The 20,863-nt window shown below is 63.7% G+C and carries 23 protein-coding genes; 8 read left to right on the top strand and 15 right to left on the bottom strand.

Annotated elements, in window-relative coordinates:
• Positions 1-38: 38 nt before the first annotated feature.
• The gene (locus BMI90_RS04510; RefSeq protein WP_158521700.1) at positions 39-911 is read right to left on the bottom strand and encodes a YihY/virulence factor BrkB family protein; all 873 of its coding nucleotides are present in this window, start codon (positions 909-911) and stop codon (positions 39-41) included.
• Between the two features lie 103 nt (positions 912-1,014).
• On the opposite strand from BMI90_RS04510, the gene mgrA reads away from it, so the two are divergent.
• A complete protein-coding gene (mgrA, locus tag BMI90_RS04505; RefSeq protein WP_078526420.1) occupies positions 1,015-2,046 on the top strand; it encodes an L-glyceraldehyde 3-phosphate reductase in 1,032 nt (343 codons plus the stop codon).
• Positions 2,047-2,298: 252 nt separating this feature from the next.
• Here mgrA and BMI90_RS04500 read toward each other — a convergent pair whose 3' ends face one another.
• Positions 2,299-3,096, bottom strand: coding sequence for a response regulator (locus tag BMI90_RS04500; protein ID WP_078526418.1), 798 nt, complete (start codon positions 3,094-3,096; stop codon positions 2,299-2,301).
• A 99-nt stretch (positions 3,097-3,195) separates the two neighbouring features.
• On the opposite strand from BMI90_RS04500, the gene BMI90_RS04495 reads away from it, so the two are divergent.
• From BMI90_RS04495 to BMI90_RS04480, 4 genes are all read left to right on the top strand, one after another.
• Complete coding sequence (locus BMI90_RS04495) at positions 3,196-3,342, top strand: NepR family anti-sigma factor (protein WP_038076168.1); 147 nt, start codon at positions 3,196-3,198, stop codon at positions 3,340-3,342.
• Complete coding sequence (locus BMI90_RS04490) at positions 3,339-3,929, top strand: RNA polymerase sigma factor (protein WP_078526416.1); 591 nt, start codon at positions 3,339-3,341, stop codon at positions 3,927-3,929. The genes BMI90_RS04495 and BMI90_RS04490 overlap by 4 nt, the downstream gene beginning before the upstream one ends.
• Positions 3,926-5,767, top strand: a complete 1,842-nt coding sequence (locus tag BMI90_RS04485; RefSeq protein ID WP_078526414.1) for a sensor histidine kinase — start codon at positions 3,926-3,928, stop codon at positions 5,765-5,767. The genes BMI90_RS04490 and BMI90_RS04485 overlap by 4 nt, the downstream gene beginning before the upstream one ends.
• Positions 5,768-5,830: 63 nt before the next feature.
• Entirely contained in the window at positions 5,831-7,399 is a 1,569-nt protein-coding gene (locus BMI90_RS04480) for a phospholipase D-like domain-containing protein (protein ID WP_078526412.1), read from the top strand.
• A 3-nt stretch (positions 7,400-7,402) separates the two neighbouring features.
• Here the strand turns inward: BMI90_RS04480 and BMI90_RS04475 are convergent, their stop codons facing one another.
• Positions 7,403-8,464, bottom strand: coding sequence for an AI-2E family transporter (locus BMI90_RS04475; RefSeq protein WP_078526410.1), 1,062 nt, complete (start codon positions 8,462-8,464; stop codon positions 7,403-7,405).
• Positions 8,465-8,614: 150 nt separating this feature from the next.
• On the opposite strand from BMI90_RS04475, the gene BMI90_RS04470 reads away from it, so the two are divergent.
• Positions 8,615-8,812: a CsbD family protein gene (locus tag BMI90_RS04470; RefSeq protein WP_078526408.1), complete on the top strand. Its 198-nt coding sequence runs from the start codon at positions 8,615-8,617 to the stop codon at positions 8,810-8,812.
• 158 nt (positions 8,813-8,970) lie between these two features.
• Here BMI90_RS04470 and BMI90_RS04465 read toward each other — a convergent pair whose 3' ends face one another.
• The 3 genes from BMI90_RS04465 to BMI90_RS04455 all read right to left on the bottom strand — a co-directional run bounded on the left by BMI90_RS04465 (position 8,971) and on the right by BMI90_RS04455 (position 10,723).
• A complete protein-coding gene (locus BMI90_RS04465) occupies positions 8,971-10,008 on the bottom strand; it encodes a hypothetical protein (RefSeq protein ID WP_078526406.1) in 1,038 nt (345 codons plus the stop codon).
• Positions 10,005-10,424 carry a phage holin family protein gene (locus tag BMI90_RS04460; RefSeq protein WP_078526404.1) on the bottom strand — a complete coding sequence of 140 codons (420 nt, stop codon included), beginning with the start codon at positions 10,422-10,424 and terminating at the stop codon, positions 10,005-10,007. Before BMI90_RS04460 ends, BMI90_RS04465 begins: the two co-directional genes overlap by 4 nt.
• Before the next feature lie 104 nt (positions 10,425-10,528).
• Positions 10,529-10,723, bottom strand: coding sequence for a PLD nuclease N-terminal domain-containing protein (locus tag BMI90_RS04455; protein ID WP_078526402.1), 195 nt, complete (start codon positions 10,721-10,723; stop codon positions 10,529-10,531).
• A gap of 191 nt (positions 10,724-10,914) precedes the next feature.
• On the opposite strand from BMI90_RS04455, the gene BMI90_RS04450 reads away from it, so the two are divergent.
• Positions 10,915-11,088 carry a DUF1328 domain-containing protein gene (locus tag BMI90_RS04450; RefSeq protein ID WP_038075379.1) on the top strand — a complete coding sequence of 58 codons (174 nt, stop codon included), beginning with the start codon at positions 10,915-10,917 and terminating at the stop codon, positions 11,086-11,088.
• Positions 11,089-11,156: 68 nt separating this feature from the next.
• Here BMI90_RS04450 and BMI90_RS04445 read toward each other — a convergent pair whose 3' ends face one another.
• From BMI90_RS04445 to BMI90_RS04430, 4 genes are read right to left on the bottom strand one after another with little or no spacing between them, the layout of a single operon-like run.
• Positions 11,157-12,293 carry an ABC transporter permease gene (locus BMI90_RS04445; RefSeq protein WP_078526400.1) on the bottom strand — a complete coding sequence of 379 codons (1,137 nt, stop codon included), beginning with the start codon at positions 12,291-12,293 and terminating at the stop codon, positions 11,157-11,159.
• Positions 12,290-13,210, bottom strand: coding sequence for an ABC transporter ATP-binding protein (locus tag BMI90_RS04440; protein ID WP_078526398.1), 921 nt, complete (start codon positions 13,208-13,210; stop codon positions 12,290-12,292). Before BMI90_RS04440 ends, BMI90_RS04445 begins: the two co-directional genes overlap by 4 nt.
• Positions 13,203-14,150 carry an HlyD family efflux transporter periplasmic adaptor subunit gene (locus tag BMI90_RS04435; RefSeq protein ID WP_078526396.1) on the bottom strand — a complete coding sequence of 316 codons (948 nt, stop codon included), beginning with the start codon at positions 14,148-14,150 and terminating at the stop codon, positions 13,203-13,205. The genes BMI90_RS04440 and BMI90_RS04435 overlap by 8 nt, the downstream gene beginning before the upstream one ends.
• Complete coding sequence (locus tag BMI90_RS04430) at positions 14,147-14,836, bottom strand: CerR family C-terminal domain-containing protein (protein ID WP_146671205.1); 690 nt, start codon at positions 14,834-14,836, stop codon at positions 14,147-14,149. The genes BMI90_RS04435 and BMI90_RS04430 overlap by 4 nt, the downstream gene beginning before the upstream one ends.
• A 280-nt stretch (positions 14,837-15,116) precedes the next feature.
• On the opposite strand from BMI90_RS04430, the gene BMI90_RS04425 reads away from it, so the two are divergent.
• Positions 15,117-15,818: a Crp/Fnr family transcriptional regulator gene (locus tag BMI90_RS04425; RefSeq protein ID WP_078526392.1), complete on the top strand. Its 702-nt coding sequence runs from the start codon at positions 15,117-15,119 to the stop codon at positions 15,816-15,818.
• On the opposite strand, the gene BMI90_RS04420 is transcribed toward BMI90_RS04425, so the two are convergent.
• The 5 genes from BMI90_RS04420 to BMI90_RS04400 are packed head-to-tail and all read right to left on the bottom strand — an operon-like array spanning position 15,815 to position 20,849.
• Complete coding sequence (locus tag BMI90_RS04420) at positions 15,815-16,093, bottom strand: hypothetical protein (RefSeq protein WP_078526390.1); 279 nt, start codon at positions 16,091-16,093, stop codon at positions 15,815-15,817. The two genes, BMI90_RS04425 and BMI90_RS04420, sit on opposite strands and share 4 nt — an antisense overlap.
• A gap of 3 nt (positions 16,094-16,096) precedes the next feature.
• On the bottom strand, positions 16,097-16,660 hold the full coding sequence (locus BMI90_RS04415; protein ID WP_078526388.1) for a cytochrome c oxidase subunit 3 family protein: 564 nt from the start codon (positions 16,658-16,660) through the stop codon (positions 16,097-16,099).
• Positions 16,657-18,603, bottom strand: coding sequence for a VWA domain-containing protein (locus BMI90_RS04410; RefSeq protein WP_078526386.1), 1,947 nt, complete (start codon positions 18,601-18,603; stop codon positions 16,657-16,659). Before BMI90_RS04410 ends, BMI90_RS04415 begins: the two co-directional genes overlap by 4 nt.
• Positions 18,604-18,611: 8 nt before the next feature.
• Entirely contained in the window at positions 18,612-19,418 is an 807-nt protein-coding gene (locus BMI90_RS04405) for a CbbQ/NirQ/NorQ/GpvN family protein (RefSeq protein WP_078526384.1), read from the bottom strand.
• A gap of 39 nt (positions 19,419-19,457) precedes the next feature.
• Positions 19,458-20,849: a cbb3-type cytochrome c oxidase subunit I gene (locus BMI90_RS04400; protein ID WP_078526382.1), complete on the bottom strand. Its 1,392-nt coding sequence runs from the start codon at positions 20,847-20,849 to the stop codon at positions 19,458-19,460.
• Positions 20,850-20,863: the final 14 nt, after the last annotated feature.

Raw genomic sequence — 20,863 nt, 5'->3', positions numbered from 1 at the left:
AGCGCAGCTTATTTCCCGAGGGAACGGATAAGCTGCGCTTATTCAGTCTGCGGCTGCGCGTCCTTTTCGGCTTCCTGAGCCGCGATGGCCTGACGTTTGCGAAATGCGCTCAGCTCGGCATTCAGCGCCGCTCCCAGCAGCACCGAGAAGGCGCTCAGGTAGAGCCAGACCAGAAGCGCGATCACCGCCCCGATCGATCCGTAGACCTTGTTGTAATTGCCGAAATTCGCGAGGTAGTAGGTCAGTCCGAGCGAGCTGAGACTCCAGACTGCCGCCGCCAGGACTGCGCCAAGCGTGAGGATCGGGTCGCGCTTGCCTTCGGTATTCGGCCCGTAACGGTAGAGAATCCCCAGCGCGGTGAACATCAAGAGGATCATCGCGCCCCAAGGCAGGCCCGAGAGGAGAATCTTGGTAACCTCATGGAAAGGAAGGAAATTCACGACTATCGGCACGATGACGACGGTCGCCAGCGCGGCGAGCATCACGCCCACCAGAGAAACCGTCATCAGGTAGCCCATGATGAAGCTCCAGATCGTCGCGCGGGGCTTGGTGCCGTGGATCACGTTGAGGCTGAGCACCAGCGCCGCCACACCCGCGCGTGCGGAGAACAAGGTCACCGCGGCTGAAATGATCACCCCCAACCCGATTGACGGGCGCGGCCCGATCAGCCAGCTCTGGATCTGATCGTTGATCAGCGCATAGGCCTCGGGCGGGATGAACTCGGAGGCGACCTTGAGATAGGTGTGGATCACCGCCGGATCGGCGAAGGCGCTCCAGATCGCGATGGTGGCGGAGATGCCGGGAAAGATCGCGAGCATCGCGTAGAAGGCGACGCCGGCCGACACGAGGGTGATATTCGATTCCACGAGTCGCCCGAACAGGCTGAGGCCGAATTTCGCTGTTTCTCTCACGCGGATCTCCTTTGCGCTCACCATTGCGCAAGCCCTTCGCGAGCGCAACTTGCGGCGGAGCTCCGGCTGTGGTCTGTTTCCGCTAACATCTCAGGAGGATCAGATGAGCTACCATCCCGCCGAGGATCGCTATTCGCGCATGACCTACCGCTATTGCGGGCGATCCGGCCTCAAGCTTCCCGCCGTCTCGCTGGGGCTTTGGCACAATTTCGGCCATGACACGCCGCATCAGACGAAACGCGCGATCTGTCAGGCCGCCTTCGATCAGGGCATCACCCATTTCGATCTAGCCAACAATTACGGCCCGCCTGCCGGGTCGGCGGAAGAAGCGTTCGGGGAAATCCTGCGCACCGATTTCGCGGGCTATCGCGACGAGCTGATCATTTCGTCGAAGGCCGGTTATGACATGTGGCCCGGTCCCTACGGCGAGTGGGGCAGCCGGAAATACCTGATCGCGTCCTGCGACCAGTCGCTCAAGCGGATGGGGCTCGATTACGTCGATATCTTCTATTCGCACCGGTTCGATCCGGAGACGCCGCTGGAAGAGACGATGGGCGCGCTGGAGCATATCTGGCGCTCGGGCAAGGCGCTCTATATCGGGATTTCGAGCTATAATTCCGAGCGTACCCGCGCTGCGGCGGCGATCCTCAAGGAGATGGGCGTGCCCCTTCTGATCCACCAGCCGAGCTACAACATGCTCAACCGCTGGGTCGAACGCGACGGGCTGAAGGATACGCTGGCAGAGCTGGGCGTGGGCTCGATCGCGTTCACGCCGCTGGCGCAGGGGATTCTGACGAAGAAATATCTGGGCGGGATTCCCGAAGGCTCGCGGGCCGATCAGGGCAAATCGCTCGATCCGGGCACGATCACCGAAGGGGCGCTGGAGAAGGTCCGTGCGCTCAACGAAATCGCGGCGCGGCGCGGGCAGACCCTGGCGCAGATGGCGATTGCATGGGTGCTGCGCAATGGCGGCATCACTTCGGCGCTGATCGGGGCCTCGAAGCCCGAGCAGGTGGTGGATTGTGCTGGTGCAGTGTCGAATCTCGAGTTCACCGACGACGAGCTTGCCGAGATCGACAGCCATGCGAGCGACGAGGAGATCAACCTCTGGGCGCGGTCCACGGAAGGGGTTTGAGGCAAGGCGGAGAGGGGCGCGCCCGACCCTTGGGTGGGCGCTTTGCTGCGCTTGTGGTCTGCGGTTTATCTCATAAGCCCGCAGGTCGCTTGTGTGCGCACTGACGTCACCAATGCGCCCTCCCGGGGGAGGGTCGGACGCGGCCCGGGGCTGATCGCCCCGCGCCAACCCAAGAACCGAGGAGCCATCTTTGAGAAAAAAGCCCCGGAGCATCCTCCGGGGCTTTCTAATCAGGCTCTATTCCAGCGAAAATCAGGCCGCGAGCGTCTCCGTCGAGGAGAAGAACATCGCCTGGCTGACGGCCGATTGCACCTGGCTCTCGGTATAGGGCTTGGTGATCAGGAAGGCCGGTTCCGGGCGCTCGCCGGTCAGCAGGCGCTCGGGGAAGGCGGTGATGAAGACCACGGGCAGGTCGGGGCCGAACTGCGCGAGAATGTCGTTCACCGCGTCGATGCCCGAGGAATTGTCGGCGAGCTGGATGTCGGCGAGAATCAGGTCGGGCTTTTCCTTTGCGGCAAGCTCCACCGCCTCGCTGCGGGTGCGTGCGATGCCGGTGATGGAATGGCCCATATCCTCGACGATGGCGCGAATATCCATCGCGATGATGGCTTCGTCCTCGATGATCATGATCTTGCCCGCGATCGAGCTTTCCATTTCGCGGATGGCGATGTCGATCAGTTCCTTGGCTTCATCGGCCTCAATCTGCATGATCGCGCCGATTTCCTCGACGCGGAATCCCTCGATCGAGTGGAGCAGAAGCGCCTCGCGCGTGTTGGGCGTGAGCGAGGACATATGGTCCTGCGCGCGCGCCGACAGGCGGTTGTCGGGTTCACCCAAAGGTGAACCGGCCGATGCCCAGACGAGGTGGAAAGCATGGAACAAGGCGACTTTCGGGTCGTTGTTCTCGAAAGGCGACGTATCTTCGAGAATGGCCTCGAGCGTGGCCGCGGCATAACGGTCGCCGCTGTCCTGGCTGCCGGTAAGGGCACGGGCGTAGCGCCGCAGATACGGCAGATTGGCCCCGATGGTGCCGGCGATGTCTTCGGACATGAAAACCCCCTTTTTGACGTTTTTCGGGAACCAAACGATCTGGTCCCGCGTTTGGTTCCGTGCAAAATGATGGGATCGGGAACCGGAATGTATAGTGACATGCCTGACGAAAAGTCCAAGGCCAGTATCCGAGAGCAGATCAATGAAAACCTCAAGCGGGTTTACGAAGAGGCGCTTCAGGAAGAGGTGCCGGATCGGTTCAAGGATCTCCTGGCTCAACTCAAGGCAAAGGAGGGCGGCAAATGACGACGTCCTCCCGCGCCACCCCGGCCACCGAAGCGCGCGATCCGCGCGATGAATTGCCTGAACATCTGGGTGCCCTGCGCGCTTTCGCGCTGTCGCTGACGCGCAATTCCGCGGCCGCCGACGATCTGGTCCAGGACACGATCGTGAAAGCCTGGTCCAATATCGAAAAGTTCGAGCGCGGCACCAATCTGCGCGCCTGGCTGTTCACGATCCTGCGCAACACGTTCTATTCCGATCGACGCAAGCGCAAGCGCGAGGTGGCCGACCCCGAGGGGATCCATGCCGCGACCTTGTACGAAAAGCCGGCGCATGACGGGCGTCTCGCGATGAATGACTTCGTGCAGGCGTTCGATCAGCTCAGCCCCGAACACCGCGAAGTCCTGACTCTGGTGGGGGCTTCGGGGTTCTCCTACGAGGAAGCGGCCGGAATGATGGGCGTCGCCGTCGGTACGGTGAAGAGCCGGGCAAACCGCGCACGGGCACGGCTCGCGGAAATGCTCGGTCTCGAAGAAGGCGAGGACATCCTTGCCGGGGCCGACCGGAACTCGCTCGCCGTTATGGGTAAGTCCGGAGTCGCCGCCGCATGAGTTCTCAAGCTGCGGATGCGGCAGTGGAAGATCAAACCGGCGCCGCCCCGATCCGTGATCGGAAGCGGCGGCGCCTTGTCTCGTTCGACGGGCTGGGGGTGCGGCTGGCGCTGATGCTGGCGGTCGCACTCTTCCCGCTGCTGATCATCGCGATCTTGCAATCCACCTCTGTGGTGCGCGAGGCGCAGGCGCGGTCCGAAGCCGCGCTGATGGGCGAGACGATGCGCGCCGTGGCGGGGGAGACCCGTGTGATCCAGCACGCTCAGGACGCGGCGCGGGTTCTTGCCAACACGGTGCAGCCTCTGGTGGGCAATGCCGATGCCTGCAGCCGCTGGATGCGCGAGATCGCACAGGCCTTCCCGAGTTTCTCGCTCGTGGCCTTCATTCCCGATTCGGGCAAGATGACCTGCTCGAACACCCGTCAGGCCTATGATTTCGCCGGGCAGGACATTTACGAGAGAATCTCGAAATCCAAGACCACGACCTTCTTCGTCAACCGCCAAGCGCCGGTCTCGGGCACTTCGGTGCTGGGGGTCGCGCAGCCGGTTTTCAACAATGTCGGCCAGCATATCGGGATCGTCGCGATCTCGATGCTCCATACCGAGCTGTCGCTGGCCGAGGATGGTCCCAAACTCGCGGATGACCGCCCGCTGGTGATCATGACCTTCGACAGGGAAGGCACGATCCTGACCTCCTCGGACGGCTTGTCGAACACGCAGTCGCATCTGCCCGCGGATCGTTCGCTCAAGCTTCTCGCGCAGGCGGGGGCGGTGACCTTCTCGGGCGATTCCAACCGGGGCAACGAGCGGGTCTATTCCGTTGTCGAGCTGGTGCCGGACGAGCTTTATGCGCTGGGCAGCTGGCCCGCGCAGGCGGCCTCGGCGCTCAGCCCCTTTGCGGATATCTCGCCCGTTCTGTTCCCGGCGCTGATGTGGGCGGCCAGCCTTCTGGTGGCCTATTTCGCGATGCAGAAGCTGGTGATCGGCCATGTGCGCAAGCTCTCGCGCGCGCTTTCCAATTTCGCCACAGGCAGCCGTATCGTGGGCAAGCTCGACCTTTCGGGCGCCCCTTCGGAGATCCGCGACCTCGCTGAAGCCTATGACCGGATGACCGAGACGATCCTGCATGACGAGGCCGAACTCGAGGATATGGTTCATCACAAGGAGGTGCTGCTGCGCGAGGTGCATCACCGGGTGAAGAACAACCTCCAGCTCATCGCCTCGATCATCAACATGCAGATGCGCCAGGCAAGGACGCCAGAGGCCAAGGGGTTGATGAAGGGCCTGCAGGAGCGGGTGATCAGCCTTGCGACGATTCACCGGGGCCTGTACCAGACCTCGGGCCTCACCGACATTCGCGCGCAGGAGCTGTTGCCCGATATCGTGCGCCAGATCACGCGGCTCGCGACCGGACCGGGGCGGCATATTTCCGTCGATTGCCAGATCGACGAAATCCACCTGACACCGGATCAGGCCGTGCCGCTGTCGCTCCTGCTGACCGAAGCGATGACCAACGCGATGAAATATGCCTCCGCCAAAGAAGGCACGCCGAAGCTCGACATCAGCTTGCGGCGGGGCGAGGGGATGCAGGCGCGGCTGCGCGTTGCCAACACCGTCGATCCTGACGCGGAACATTCCGAGACGGTTGACGGCACAGGGCTCGGCTCGCAGCTGGTCAACGCCTTCGTGCAGCAGCTCGCAGGGCAGCTGCGTATCGAGACTTTGGAAACCGAATACATCCTCGAAGCGGATTTTGTCCTTCGCCCACTCGTCGAGAGCGAGTTGCGCCACGCAGAAGGGTTGAAATCTTCTCAGGGTGAAACAGGTTCATCAGAGTAACGCATGGGTTTCACGCCGCCGTGATGGGCTTCGCGCCGTCGCGGCCGTCACAAAGCAGGCCGTATGGATCGGTTGAGGAAAGCGGGAATTCGGGCAGAGAGCAGGGCGAAGCTGCTCCTGACAGCGGCCGAGGCCTATCCGGCACTCGAGGCCGCGTTTCTTGATTCGCGTCACGAAATCCTGGCCTCTTTCCGCGTCTTCGACCTCAACACGACTTTGCGCTCCAGCCGGGCGCGCGAGGTCGGGGACACCTGGTTCGACTTGATCGTTTACGTGCTGCGGCGCGGGGTCGAGATCCGCATGGATCTGTGCGACTTCGATCCCTGTGCTCGACCGGAACTGCACCGGATGACCTGGAGCTCGATTCGGATGTTCGCCGCCGCGCGCGAACTGGCGGGGCCGCGCGCGAAGCTGCGGGTGCGCGCGCTGATGCACCCGGCGCGGGCCGGGATCGTGCCGCGTCTGGCTTTCACTCCGCTGGTCTGGCGGAAGCTGAAGGGCCATTCCGGCTGGCTCAACGAGATGCCGAAGACGGAGCGCCTGACGGCGTTGCGCGACATGCCGGGGCTGGCGCAATATCTCAGCCAGGGCGATGACGGCACCTTTTCGCGCAAGCCCGGAATTCTGCCCGAGCTCTGCCCCGCGACGCATCATCAGAAGCTCGCCGTTTTTGACGGAAAGAGGCTCTATATCGGCGGATTGGACCTTGATGACCGGCGCTATGACACCCCGGCTCACGCGCGCAAGGGCGAGCAGACATGGCATGATGTCCAGCTGATGATGAGCGGTCCGGTGGTGAAGGAAGCCAAGGCACATCTGGAAGGCTTTCACGAAAGCTGCGCCGGGGCGGACGAGGCCCGACCGCCGCGCCGCCTGCTGCGCACGCTCTCGCAGCGCCGGAAACGCAACCTGTTTCACATCGCGCCGAGGATCTATCGCACCGAGATCGAGAGCGCGCATGAGATGCTGATCTCGCGCGCCCAGCAGCTGATCTATCTCGAGACGCAGTATTTCCGCTCGCGCGATCTTGCGCGGCATCTTGCGAAGGCGGCGCGCTCCAACCCGCGGCTGGGGCTGATCCTGATGCTGCCCGCCGCGCCCGAGGATCTGGCCTTTGCCGACAAGCCCGGTCTGGACGTGCGCTATGGCGAGGCGCTTCAGGCGCGCGCGATCGAGACGCTGATGGAAGGGTTCGGCAGCCGTCTTTTCGTCGGCTGTCCCGCAAGGCCCCGGACGCCCGATGCGCAGGATGACGGTGTGATCCGCAGCAAGGGGGCGCCGCTCGTTTACGTTCATGCGAAAGTGTCGATCTTCGACGATGAGGCGGCGCTGATCACCTCGGCCAATCTCAACGGGCGGTCGCTTCGCTGGGATACCGAGGCAGGGGTCTATCTGCGGCGCAATGACGGGATCGAGGCGATGCGCCACCGGATCATGCGCCACTGGTTGCCGAGCGCGCCCGAAGAGGCGTTTTTCGACCCTACGCGGGCAGTTTCGGCCTGGGCGGAACTTGCGCGGATGAATGCGGCGCAACCCGTCGAGGACCGGCGCGGCTTCCTGCTGCCCTACGATCTGGATGCGGCGAAACGGGCCGGGCGGCGCTTGCCCTTCATCCCCGAGGAAATGGTCTGAGGATCAGCTCTCGGCTTCGGGGCTTGCGGTGGTGGGCTCGCGCGGTTCGGGCAGGCTGTCGGTCAGCACGAGGGCCCAGAGCAGGAGCGGAATCGCCACCACACCGCCCAGCGGACCCCAGAGCCAGATCCCGAAAGTGAGCGAGAGAAAGACGAGAAGCGGGTTGATCCGCATCTGCCGTCCGATCGCGGCGGGGGTGACGAACTGGCCCTCGGTGCTGTTGAGCGCGATATAGACCAGCGGCGGCAGGATCACGCGTGCCCCGTCGAAGGCCGCGACCCCGGCGAAGACCAGGGCGACCACGAGCGTCGCGGGGCCAAGATAGAGAATGTAGTTGATCAGGAAGGCCACGACCCCCCAGAGCGGGGCGTTGGGCAGACCGATCACCTGCATCGCGATCCCGACGAGAAAGCCGAGCCCCGCATTGATCACCGTGATCGTCAGGAAATACCGCGACACCCGGGTCTCGGCGGTGCGCAGCCGGTTCGCTGTCGCGCCGCGCTCGGCGGGTTCGGCAAGGTGCTTGGCGATCCAGTTATAGATCTGCGGGCGCGACAGCTGGAAGAAGAACAGCGTACCGATATAGATCAGCGTCTGGGCCAGAAGCGCCGGTGCCAGCATCACGATATCGGCGGCATCGGGCATCGCGGCCTTGTCGGTCGCCGCCTTCTGCTTGGCGGTGTCGGCGGCGGGGGCAATGGCTTCGCTCACCTGATTGGAAGCGTCCTGAATGCCCTGCACCATTTGGCGCATCTCGATGACGGTGGAGCGCATGTCGTTCCAGACCTTCGGCGCCTGGCGCGAGAGTTCGGACACGACGGGCTGGATCACCAGAACCAGCAGCGCCGCCACCATCAGCGAGATCACGAGCGAGGTGAGCGCCCCCCAGACGGGCGCGTATCCTCTTTTCTCCCATGCATCGGAAATCGGCGAGAGCACGATGCCGACCACCAACGCAAGCGTCACGGGGGCAAAGAGGCTCTCCACCTGCTCGAGCGCGGCGACGACGGCAATTACGGCGATTACGACAACCGACGCGCGCGAGAGGGTCTCCAGGCGATACATTGTGAGTAAACAGTCTCCCGGTGTTTCGCTGACAACGTCGCTTCGGGCTTGTGGTTCCCGTTTTTATTGCTTGGCGAAAGTGGAACAGCGCCTCGGGCGGAGCGTTGAGCCTGCAGAGACTTCAACTGCGACCCTGAAAGGAGAGGCGCGATGAATTGGGATGAGATCAAAGGCAACTGGAAAGAACTCAAGGGCAAGGCTCGCGAGAAATGGGGCGAGCTGACCGATGACGAACTGGCGCAGGCCGAAGGCCATCGTGAACAGCTCGTGGGTCTGGTCCAGCAGAAATACGGCAAGACCAAAGAGGCTGCCGAGAAGGAAGTAGACGATTGGTTCGACAAGGTCTGATCAGAGACTGATTCAAGGGAAAACGGCGTGCCGGGAAACCGGTGCGCCGTTTTTCTTTGGGTGGGTGAAGGGGGTGACGGGCGCGGAAGAGGGATGCGATGCAAAAGCAAAAGGCCGGGCGTGAGGCCCGGCCTTTCGGTCGTTCGTTTAGCGCGCGATCAATGCGCGATGTGATTGCCCGAACCGCTCGGACGGGTTACCTCGGCCTTGCCCTCGCGCAGCGACTTGCCGACGTCGCGCAGCGCACGGTTGGCCTCGTTTGCGAGCTGTTGGGCGAGCCGCTCCGCCAGATCCTGGCTTGCGCTCACGGCCTGATCCGAGATGTCACGCGCGGTCTGGCGTGCTTCGTCCTTCGCGGTCTCGGTGACCGAACGAGCGGTTTTCCTGAACTCGCCCGCGACCTCGCTGGCGACCTTGCGCGCACGCGATTTCTCTTCGGCATAGAGACGCTGGGCCTCGTCGATCAGACGATTCGCGCGCGGGCCGAAGCTGCGGCGGCTGATCTCGGGCTTGGGCAGGGCGCTGACGATGGCCGCGCCGATGGCGATGCCGAGCGCGGTGGCGATCAGCGGGTGATCCTTGATCATCTGTGTCCCGCTCGAACCGGCCTTCACCGCGCTGTCCTGAATTTTCATCCGCGCGGAATAGGCCGCTTCGCGGGCCTTGACGATGCGCTCGCGCGCCTCTTCGCTCAGTTCGCCAAGACCGGAAGCCAGCGTGCCCCGCAGGTCGGAAGCGAAATCGGCGAGGACCTCGGCGCGTTCCTTGACGAAATCGCGGGCGCTGTCCTTGGCGGAACTCGCATCGACTTCGATCTGGTCGAGGCGCGCGGAGGCTTCGGCGCGCAGCTCGTCGATCTCGTCGATCCAGTCATCGCTGACCGGTGCGCCCGACATCATCAGCGGATCGGCCTCGGCGATGTCATCGTCGATTTCCGGGCTGTCGGGCTTGCGGTTTTTCAACAGCAGCCAGGCGAGACCGGCGCCAGCCAGTGCAAAGGCCACGGGGTTCTCACGCACGGCCTCTTCTGCGCGTTTCGCGACGGGCTTGGCGTATTCGCGCACCAGCTGCGAGACCTGATCGGACAGGTAATCGGGGGCGACGCGACCCGTCAGGTCAGCCAGCATCGAGGCGAGATCGGCACGATCGTCGCGCAGGCGTTCTTCGATTTCCTTGATCGTTCTCTTCTCGGTCATTTCAAGCTCTCCTTGAGGGTCCGCGCATCAGCGGACAGGTTCTCCTTGATCCGGTCGGGAGGGCTCGAGACCTTGCGAAGCAGCGAGGCCGCGACGAGCGCGAGGATGATGCCGCAGATGAGCAGCACCGCGCCCACGATCAGCGTCGCGGGGCCCTCGGCGATCCCGGCCCATTGCAGGCCGAGGACAGCCGACTGCGTCAGCGGGAAAATGGCGCCGAATGCAAAGACCAGCGCGATCGCGGCGAGGACCACCGCGTTGCGCAAGAGGCTTGCACGATGGGCCGCCTCTGCCCGGACGAGCTCGGCCTCGGCGCGCGCAATCTCGCGGGTCTGTTCGACCACGCGTTCAAGCAGCTCGCTGACACTGCCCCGCTTGCGGTGGCCCGTGTCATCATCGCCATGATGTTCGCTCATCAAAGTCTCCCGAACGGTGCGCGGCGGGATGCCACGCCGTCTGATCTCTCAACGCGATCAGAGGATGTGGGTTCCCGCCGGCAGGTGATCCGTAAGCCCGCAGTTTACGACTTCGCGCGCGGTCCGGCGATGAGCCATATCAAGAAGCCCACGAGCGGCAGCAGGAACACCAGAAGCGCCCAAAGGACTTTCGTCCCGGTGGGACGGTTCGATCCCACGATCGAGACCAGCGCCCAGATATCCAGCGCGAGCAGGACGATTCCCCAGAAGCCGCCCAGATGTGTCATGTTGAAATGCATCGCCTCTGCCTTTCTCCCGATGAGCTTACCGACTCAAAAGATTCGCGCACGCGGAACGTTTCGCCGCGCATGAGGTTCCCGAAATAAGTTCGGCCCCGATTCCGGAACCTGACACCGTTGGGCGTGTTTGTCTGCCATGAAAGGCGCAGCAAGTCGCGCCGTTGTTTGAAACAGATGCAAGGAGAAGACCCATGCTTGGTTGGGCCCTGACTTTCCTCATCATCGCGCTTATTGCCGCGGCGCTTGGTTTCGGCGGCATCGCTGGCGCGTCGGCCGGGATCGCACAGATCCTGTTCGTGGTTTTCCTGATCCTGTTCGTGGTGGCCATGGTCGCCCGCGCAGTTCGCGGTAAACCGCCGGTTTGATCCGGGGATGAGATGAATTTCAAAGGGCCGTTCCTTCGGGAGCGGCCCTTTTTCAATTCGCCCTGTTGTCAGTCCAGCGTGCGGCGGAAACGGCTGAGGGCTGCCAGCGCGAAGACCACCACGAAGAGCCCCAGCACCCAGAGCGGTCCCGAGACATCGGCAAAGCTTGCGCCTTTCAGCATCACGCCCCGGATCATCCGCAGGAAATGGGTGAGCGGCAGGGTCTCGCCCAGATATTGCGCCCAGTCGGGCATGCCACGGAACGGAAACATGAAGCCCGAGAGCAGGATCGAGGGCAGGAAATAGAAGATCGTCACCTGCATCGCCTGCATCTGCGTGCGCACCACGCTCGAGATCAGGTAGCCCAGGATCACCAGTGCCATCACGAAGAGCAGGATCCCCGCGAAGAGGAGCCACAAGCTGCCCATGAAGGGCACGTGGAAAATGAGTTTCGAAGCCGAAAGCACCACCATCACCTGCACCGCGCCGACACCGAAATAGGGCAGCACCTTGCCGAGCATGATCTCGAGCGGGGAGACGGGCATCGAGAGCAGGTTCTCCATCGTGCCGCGTTCGGTCTCGCGCGTCAGCGCCATGGAGGTCATCATCACCATCGTCATCTGCAAGATCACCCCGAGAAGGCCGGGCACGATGTTGAACTGCGTGAGCCCCTCGGGATTGTAGAGCTTGTGCACGACGACCTGAACCTGCTGGGCGGCCTTGGTCTTCTTGTCCCATTCCTGGCCCGTGGCGCGGGTGACCGCGTCGGAGGCGACCTGACCGAGTGTCGAGACCGCGCCCGACGCCACCGCCGGATCGGTCGCATCGGCCTCGATCAGGATCTTGGGATTGTCGCCGCGCTCGAGCCGTGTGCCGAAATCGGAAGGAACGGTGACCACGAAGGCGACCGCTCCCGAAGCCAGAAGATGCTCGGCCTGGGCGGCGCTCGCATTGGGATAGGTGAAATCGTAATAACCCGTCATTTCCAGCGCGGTGACCATCGCGCGGGTGTATTTGTCCTCATCGGCCGCGACGAGGGCGGCGGGCAGGTGCTTCGGGTCGTTGTTGATCGCGAAGCCGAACAGCATCAGCTGCATCAGCGGCACGCCCAGCATCATCGCGAAGGTCAGCCGGTCACGGCGCATCTGGATCGCTTCCTTGCGGATCAGCGTGAGCAGGCGGCGAAAATTGAGAAACCGGTTCATGCCATGTTGTCCTGCGCTTCGCCCATGAGCTGGATGAACACGTCCTCGAGGCTGGTCTCGGCAGGTCGGGCGTCACTTTGCGTGGCCGAGGCTGCCTCAGTCACGGACCGCTCCAATTCGACCCTGTTTCGGCCGATTACGTGCAAATCCGTGCCATAAGGCGCGACCTGATCGACGCCGGGCTTGCCTTTGAGAAGGCGCTGGGCTTCGGACAGGCGCGGACCCTTCAGCACGAAGGTCGACAGCCCTGCATCGCGCACCACTTCGGGCACCGTGCCGCGGGTGATCAGTTTGCCATAGGCGATGTAGTTGATCCGATGGCAGCGCTCTGCCTCGTCCATGTAATGGGTCGAGACGAGCACGGTCAGCCCGTCGGCGGCGCGTTCGTGGATCTCGTCCCAGAACTCGCGCCGGGCCTTGGGGTCGACGCCCGCGGTGGGCTCGTCGAGCATCAGGAGCTGCGGGCGGTGCATGATGCAGGCCGCCAGCGCGAGGCGCTGTTTCCAGCCGCCCGAAAGCGCGCCCGCAAGCTGCGTGCGCCGCGAAGTCAGGCCAAGATCGGCCAGCGTGTCGCGCACCGCCTGACGGCCGAGCTGGTAGACGCCCGCGACGAAGGCGAGGTTCTCCTCGATCGTGAGGTCTTCGTAGAAGGAAAAGCGCTGGGTCATATAGCCGACCTCGCGCTTGATGGTCGGACCTTCGTGCAAGATGTCATGGCCGAGGACGCGGCCCTGACCCTCGTCAGGCGTCAGCAGCCCGCACATCATGCGGATCGTCGTCGTCTTTCCCGAGCCGTTGGGGCCAAGAAACCCCGCGATCTCGCCGCGCTTCACCTCGAGCGAGACGTGATCGACGACGGTTTTCTCGCCGAACCGCTTGGTCAGGCCCGAAACCTCGATGGCGTTTTGTTCAGCCATCGGTCCCTTCCCGCGTCACATCCACGATCTGGCCGGGTTTCAGTGCGCCGGGTTTGTCGGGGCGCGCCTCGACGAGGTAGACGAGCTTCTGCCGGTTTTGCAGCGAGTAGATCACCGGCGGGGTAAATTCAGGCCCGTCCGCGATATAGGTGATGGTCGCGGTCAGATCGGGCGCGCAGCCGTCGCAATGAACCGAAAGCGTATCGCCGACCTTCACGCCGGAAAGGCTCTTTTCCGGCAGGAAGAGGCTGAGTTTCACCGCGTTGTCGGGCAGGATCGAGAGGATCGGCGTGGAGGGCGAGACGATCTCGCCCGCGCGGTGGATGACATTCGAGACGATCCCGTCGGCGGGCGCATGGAGGTCGCGTTTCTCCAGAACCCAGTTCGCCTTGTCGAGATCGGCCTGTCCCGATCGCACGGCGGCCTCGGCGGCAGCGATCTGCTGCGGGCGGGCAGGCAGTTTCGCCACGTTGAGATTGGCCTTCGCTTCCGCGACCTTGGCGGTGGCCACTTCGAGCGTGGTGCGCGCGTCGTCGAGCTGGGTCTGGGTCGCCGCGCCGCGCTCGACCAGCGTTGCGATGCGATCGACGGAGCGTTTCGCCTCGGCCTCCTGCGCCTGCGCCGAGGCGAGCGTGGCTTCGATCACCTGGATTTCCTCGGGGCGCTTGCCTTCGAGCAGGTTGGCCAGCTCGCTTTTCGCCTTGGCGACCGAAGCCTCGGCCTGTGCCACGGCGATCTTCGCATCGCTTTTTTCGAGCCCCGCGATTATCTCGCCGCTTGTCACGCGGTCGCCGCGTTTCACGGGGAGGGTTTCGATCTGGGCGGTGGTGACCGGCGAGATCAGGACGTAATCGCCCTCGACATAGCCGGTGGCGAGCGGGGCCGGAACCGTGCAGGCGGACAGGAAGCCGGACAGGATCGGGATCGAGCATAGGATCATGGTGCAGCCCTCCGGGCTTGGTCGAGCAAGGCGTCGAGATTGCCCTGCAGAACGCGGTAGATGTCTTCGGCTTGCTCGCGGCCCAGCTCGGCCCAACCCATGCGGCGCAGGACGATCTCGGAGCCGAGGCGGAAGTAGACGACCTGACCGATCACCGAAAAGGCACGCAGCGCCGTTTCAGGACTGTCGGCCCGTGCGCCAGTCGCGATCGACCAAAGCATGCTGAGGCGCTTATGGGCGACCGCAATCAATGAATTATAAAAAATATCAATCGTTTCGCTTTTTTCGGTAATTTCGCGAATAACGAAATTGACCATCAAGGCATTGCTGGATTCCGTCAGGACACGGACGGTCATCACGTGCAGGAGGTTCTTGAGAAGGGTTTCCGCCTCCGTCGGGCTCAGGTGCTCGAGGGCGACGGGCGGGCCAAGGATTTCGTGCATGCGGCGTACGAATTCCTCGGCGCAGGCGCGGCGCAAGCCGTCCTTGCCCCCGAAATGATAGGAGATCGAGGCGACATTCGTCTCGGCGCGCTCGGCAATTTCGCGCGTTGAGGTCGCCGCGAAGCCCTTCGTGCCAAAGAGGGCAATAGCCGCATCAATCAGTGCAAGCGCAGTACCTTTGGGCGGAGGGGCGATCACGGGGTCCATGCGCAGAAAATTAATCAAACGTTTGATTGAAGTCAATTCGCATGTTGGTGATGATCGCCGCTAAGTGACGACCAAACAACTGCCGCGTTCGCAGGGATCATGTCTTGCAAGCTTCGCAGTCGCTTGGGGGCTTTGCGAGACCGAAGACGAAGCAATCCGCTTATCCTCATCTGCGAGGCCGAGAATGCCAGTTTCATCAAAGGTTTCAACAAAGTTTGGCTCTGCGTAACGCGCCCTTTGTCTTCGTTTCGATGGCGTTCGCCCCTTCACCTGACAGTCTGAAAATGCGAAGAAGTCCCGACGAAGGGGACGCCATATGCAAAGTCACTATCTTGAAACCGCCCGTCGATCTTTGCTTCTGGCGAGCGCGCCGCGCGATGCGCAGGACGCGATACTCTCGACCGCGATGCTGCGGCAACTCGATCGGGGGGCGACGATCTTTCTCCAGGGTGAGCAGGCGCGCGCGGTCTATATCGTCGTCAGCGGCTGGGTGAAGCTTTATCGCATCGCGCCGAACGGGTCCGAGGCAGTGGTCGGGGTCTTCACCAAGGGTCACAGTTTCGGCGAAGCGGTGGCGTTTTCGCACGATGCCTATCCGGTCTCGGCGGAATGCGCGACCGAAGCGACCCTGATCCGTCTCGAAACGGACGCGATTCTGAGGTTGATCGAACGGCAGCCGGGTCTCGCGCTCTCGCTGCTGTCTGCGACCTTCGCGCATCTGCATCGGCTCGTGGCACAGATCGAACAGCTCAAGGCGCAGACCGGGGCGCAGCGCGTGGCCGAGTTCCTGCTTGAGCTTGCGCCCTGCGAGGAGGGCTGTTGCGAAGTTGCGCTGCCCTACGACAAGGTGCTGATTGCTGGACGTCTCGGGATGAAGCCCGAGAGCCTCAGCCGTGCCTTTGCGAAGCTGCGCGATAAAGGTGTGCAGGTGAAACAGAGCCTCGCCATCATCGACGACATCGAGGCTCTGCGCGACTATGTCGAGGAAGACCCGGCAGAGGCCTGGGCGAAGCGCTAGGCGATCAGGTAGAGACCGAGCAGCAGCACTGCATAGAGGCCAAGCACGATCCGAAAGCCGCGATGCCAGAACGGCGCCTGCGCGAGTCCGAGATAGCGCGACAGGATCACGTTCGCCTTGGCCCAGGCGAGGATCAGGATCGCCGCCCCGCCGAGGGTGACGCCGCGCCCGCTCAGAAGGCCCTGGCTCACCGCGACCGCCAGCGCGGTGGAGGCTGCCGACAGGGCGATCAGCCAGGCCCAGGCGCGGATCAGAGGATCACGAAGCGCGCGCATGGCTTACCTCAACAGATAGATGACGGGAAAAAGCAACACCCACACGAGATCGACCATGTGCCAGAAGGCGGCGCCCACCTCGACGGTGCGTGGTGCGCAACGAATGCCGACTAGGCCGAGGATCACGATCCCGGCGATGACATGGGCGGCATGAAACCCGGTCAGCAGGTAATAGAAGGTAAAGAAGCTGTCGGTCTCGATGCCGATGCCGTGGCGGGCTTTCTCGAGATATTCCAAACCCTTGATCACAAGAAAGACGAGGCCCAGTGCCGATGCCGCGGCGAGACGCACTCGTGTGGCGCCGATCCGTCCCGCCTCGGCAGAACGCACCGCGAGGGCTGCGAGGAAGCCAGAGGTCACGAGAACCAGCGTGTTCACCCCGGCAGCAGTGCGGTGCAACAGGTCCTGGCTCGCCGCGAAGCCCGCAGGATCGGTGATCCGCACCCCGAGGAAAGCGGCCAGCCCCGCCCCGAAGACGAGCAGTTCCGAGACGATCAGAACCCACATCATCAGGTCGCCCGGAAGCTGGTCGAGCGGGGAGAAATCGTCTGTGCCGGTCTCGCTCATGCGCCTACCAACTGCCGGTAGATTTCGGGCAACGCCGCCGTCAACCGGTCGGGATGCGGGATCACCGCGAAACCGCCACGTCCGAAAATGCGCGAGAACCACGCCTTGCCCTCGCGGTCGATGGTGATGCCGAAGACGCTCGCGCCCGAGCGGCGCGCCTCGAGCACCGCCATGCGGCTGTCCTCGATGCCGTGGCGACCTTCGTAATGGTCAAGGTCATTGGGTTTGCCATCGGTGATCACGAGAAGAAGCCGACGTTTGCGCGCCTGCCGTGCGAGATCGGCGGAGGCATGACGGATCGCGGCGCCAAGTCGCGTGTAAAAGCCCGGTTTCAGCGCCGAGATCCGGCTTTCGACGGCAGGGCCCATCGGCTCCCCGAACTCCTTGCAGCCGAGCATGTAGACCCGGTCGCGCTTGAGCGACGAAAACGCGTGAATCGCGAAATCATCGCCACAGGCATCGAGCCCCCAGGCCAGCGCCGCCAGCGCCTCGCGTTCGATGTCGATCACTTGGCGGCCAGAGACCGCGCTTTCGGTGGATCGCGACACATCGAGCAGGATGGAGACTGCGAGATCGCGCTTCAGGGGCCGCGACTGGCGCCAGATGCGCTCGCTCGCCTCGCCGGTTGCGCGTAAGTCGGCGGCGGCGCGCACCGTCGATTCCATGTCCAGATCGTCGCCGTCGAGATGGCCGGATGTCGTCACCCGCCCCGGGCGCAGGGCCTCGAATTGGCGCTTCACGGCGCGCACACGCCGCGCGGCCTTGGTGTCGGTGACGAAGGCGGGCGATTCCTCGGACGGATCGGCGGGACTTGCGAGGACGCAGCAGTGGTCGGGCAGATAGGCGCCAGAGCGCGCCTCCCATTCGGGGTAGAGGAACCGGCCCGAAACCCGCTCGCGATCGGCATCTTCCGGGGCGAGATCGAGGTGGAGCTTCAACCGCGTCGCAGGAGCCTTGGAGATCTGGCCGAGCCCGATTTCCTCCTGGTCGTCGGCAGCCTTCTTAGCGTCGTCATTCTCGTCATCGTCGACGCGGCGGTTCAGGTTGAGGAATTCCGCCCAGCTGAGGATCGCCTCGAACTTGTGCAGGATGAAGCTGTCATTGCGCTCGATCTGGTCGGCCTTGCGGCGGCGCGCGCGATGCATCTTGTCGCTTTCGCTCGCCTCTTCGGCGGCGGGCTCTGCCGCGCGGGTTTCCACCGCGGTCGGCTCGGACCGGCCTGTCTGGCGTAGATCGGGCCAAAGGGCGACCGGGCGCGCAGGGCGGTAGCCGCGCGGCGCGCAGATCGACCCCAGTTCGCCCGCCCGCAGAGCATCGCGGTAGCTGTGGGCCAGATCGGAAAGTTCGGCGGGATCTCCGAGCTCGGCCCGGATCAGTGCCTCGACGGCGGCTTCGGAAGGCGGCAGGGAAGGCATCGGCCGCAAGCTGGCGATCGCCGCGGCGAGATCGGCGTAAAGCGCGCGAAGACCCGGTGCTTCTGCGAGCGTGGCGCGCACCATCCGGTTCGCGTCTGCAATCCGGGCGAGATCTGCCTGCAACGGATCGTCCGGCGCGGCTGAAATGACCGGAGCTTGCGACGCGCAGGCGGCAAGCCATAGATACACCGCGGCATTGGCTTCGCGCGCGGGAAAAATTGCGATCTGCGCGGGCAGACGCAGGGCCTCGCCATCGAAGCTCGCGCGTGGCGCGGTCTCGGCCTCGGTACCGAGGCGGCGCAGAAAGGAGAGCCGGTGCCGGCTCACCTCATGGGCAACGGGGCGCAGTTCGGTGGCTGCGGGGCCACCGAGCGCGCGGAAGAAGACTGCCAGCCGTCCGCCGACCTCGGAGAGGTCAACGCGGGCTCCGTCATACGCCTCTGGGGCGTCCAGACGGCTGGCGATTGCGTGCCACAGTTTCCCGACACTCTCTTCGGGTTCCCATGGCTCGAATTCGATCCTGGACACGGCCGGCCTCACCCGAAAACGGCCGTGACAAGATCGCGGAGCCCGCGTTTGACGTCCTCATCATCCGACAAGGGTTCGATCATTGCGGTGTCGATCGCGCGTTCGACACTCATGCCAAGCGCAATCAGGCTCGCGGCATAGACCACGAGCCGGGTCGAGACCCCTTCCTCCAGATCCTGCCCCTTGAGCGAGCGCAGCTTTCCGGCGAGACGCACGAGCGACTTCACGCGGTCCTCGGCCAGCCCGCTTTCGCGCGCGACGACCTCGCATTCGAGTTGCGGCGCGGGGAAGTCGAACTCCATCGCGACGAAGCGCTGGCGGGTCGAGGGTTTGAGAGTCTTGAGAATGTTCTGATAACCGGGGTTGTAGGAGGCCACGAGCATGAAGCCCGGCGCGGCCTCCAGCTCTTCCCCGGTGCGGTCGATCGGCAGGATGCGCCGGTCGTCGGTCAGCGGGTGGAGCACGACGGTCACGTCCTTGCGGGCCTCCACCACCTCGTCGAGATAGCAGATCGCGCCTTCGCGCACCGCGCGAGTCAGCGGACCGTCGACCCAGACCGTCTCGCCTCCCTTCAGCAGGTAGCGTCCGATCAGGTCGGCCGCCGAGAGGTCGTCATGGCAGGCCACCGTGTAGAGTGGCCGGCCCAGCTTCGCGGCCATATGCGCGACGAAGCGGGTCTTGCCGCAGCCGGTCGGTCCCTTGAGAAGAACCGGGAAATCGGCTTGAGCGGCGGTTGCGAAAACGTCGCACTCATCGCCTTGGGGCAGGTAGAAAGGGGCTTCGGCCGCCCCCTCCAGTTTCATATGCGCGTTCATTCCTGGCACTCCTGTCATTTGTGGGCGTCCGGGCCGGGATTACTCGGCCGGGACGGTTTCAGGGGGTTCCTTGGAGCGTTGGGCGGGGCCGGGGGCCACGACTTCACGACCCGGGAAGGCCAGTGCGTAGATGAAGAGCACGCAACCCAGCACAACCGCCACGCCCGAGCCGAAGCGCATGACGTAGAACACCCAGAGCTGGTCCTGCACCTCCATGTAGTTCATCCCCATCACGCGCTGCAGGTGGGTCTGCACCGTGCCCGCGAAGGTCAGCGTGAAGGTCATGAAGGTCATGCCGCCCGCCATCAGCCAGAACGAGGCCATGTTGAGCACCTGGTTATAGGGGTCGCGTCCGCGCAGGATCGGGAAGGCATAGGACATGATCGCGAGGTTCAGCGCGACATAGGCGCCGAAGAAGGCGAGGTGACCATGGGCCGCCGTGATCTGCGTGCCGTGGGTGTAGAAGTTCACCCCGTGCAGCGTGTGCAGGAAGCCCCAGACGCCTGCGCCAAAGAAGGCGAGCGTCGCACAGCCGAGCGACCACAGCAGCGCCGCCTTGTTCGGGTGGTCGCGGCGGCCCTTCCAGACCATGACGAAGGCAAAGGCCATCATCGCGAAGAAGGGGATCACCTCGAGCGAGGAGAAGATCGAGCCGATCCACTGCCAGTAGCCCGGCGTGCCGATCCAGTAATAGTGGTGCCCGGTGCCCAGGATGCCCGAGAACAGCGCGGCGGCGACGATCACGTAGAGCCACTTCTCGACGACCTCGCGGTCAACGCCGGTCAGTTTCAGCATCAGGTAGGCGAGGATCGAGGCCATGATCAGTTCCCACACGCCTTCGACCCAGAGGTGCACGACATACCACCAGTATTGCTTGTCGAGCGCGAGGTTGCCGGGGTTGTAGAAGGCAAAGAGGAACAGCAGCGCCAGCCCCCAGAGGCCGAGCAGCAGGATGTTGGTGATCGCGGTCTTGCGCCCCTTCAGCACCGTCATCGTGACGTTGTAGAGGAACATCAGCGCGGCCACGACGATGCCCACCTTCACCCAGATCGGCTGTTCGAGGAACTCGCGCCCCTCCTTGCCGAGCAAGATATTCCCTTCGAAGAGGTTGAAGGTGTAGGTCACCACCGCGCCCAGCGTGCCGACCACGAGGATGATCAGCTGGAGATAGGCCAGCGTCGGCGAGTGGATCTCGCGCTCGCTTTCCTCGGGCAGCAGGAAATAGGCCGCGCCGAAAAAGCCCAGCAGCAGCCAGACGATCAGCGCATTGGTATGCAGCATGCGGCCGACGTTGAAGGGCAGCAGCTCGGACAGGAAGTTCGGCTGCACATAGATCCAGCCGATGATGAGGCCCATCGTCACCTGAATGGCGAAGAGGCCGAGCGCGGTGCCCATGTAGACGAGCGCGATTTTCTGAGTCTGGTATTTCATGGATCTGTCTCCTC

The organism is Thioclava sp. L04-15 (assembly GCF_002020275.1).
In the GTDB taxonomy this organism is placed as follows: Bacteria; Pseudomonadota; Alphaproteobacteria; order Rhodobacterales; family Rhodobacteraceae; genus Thioclava; species Thioclava marina.
This window is presented reverse-complemented; position numbering and strand designations above follow the sequence as displayed.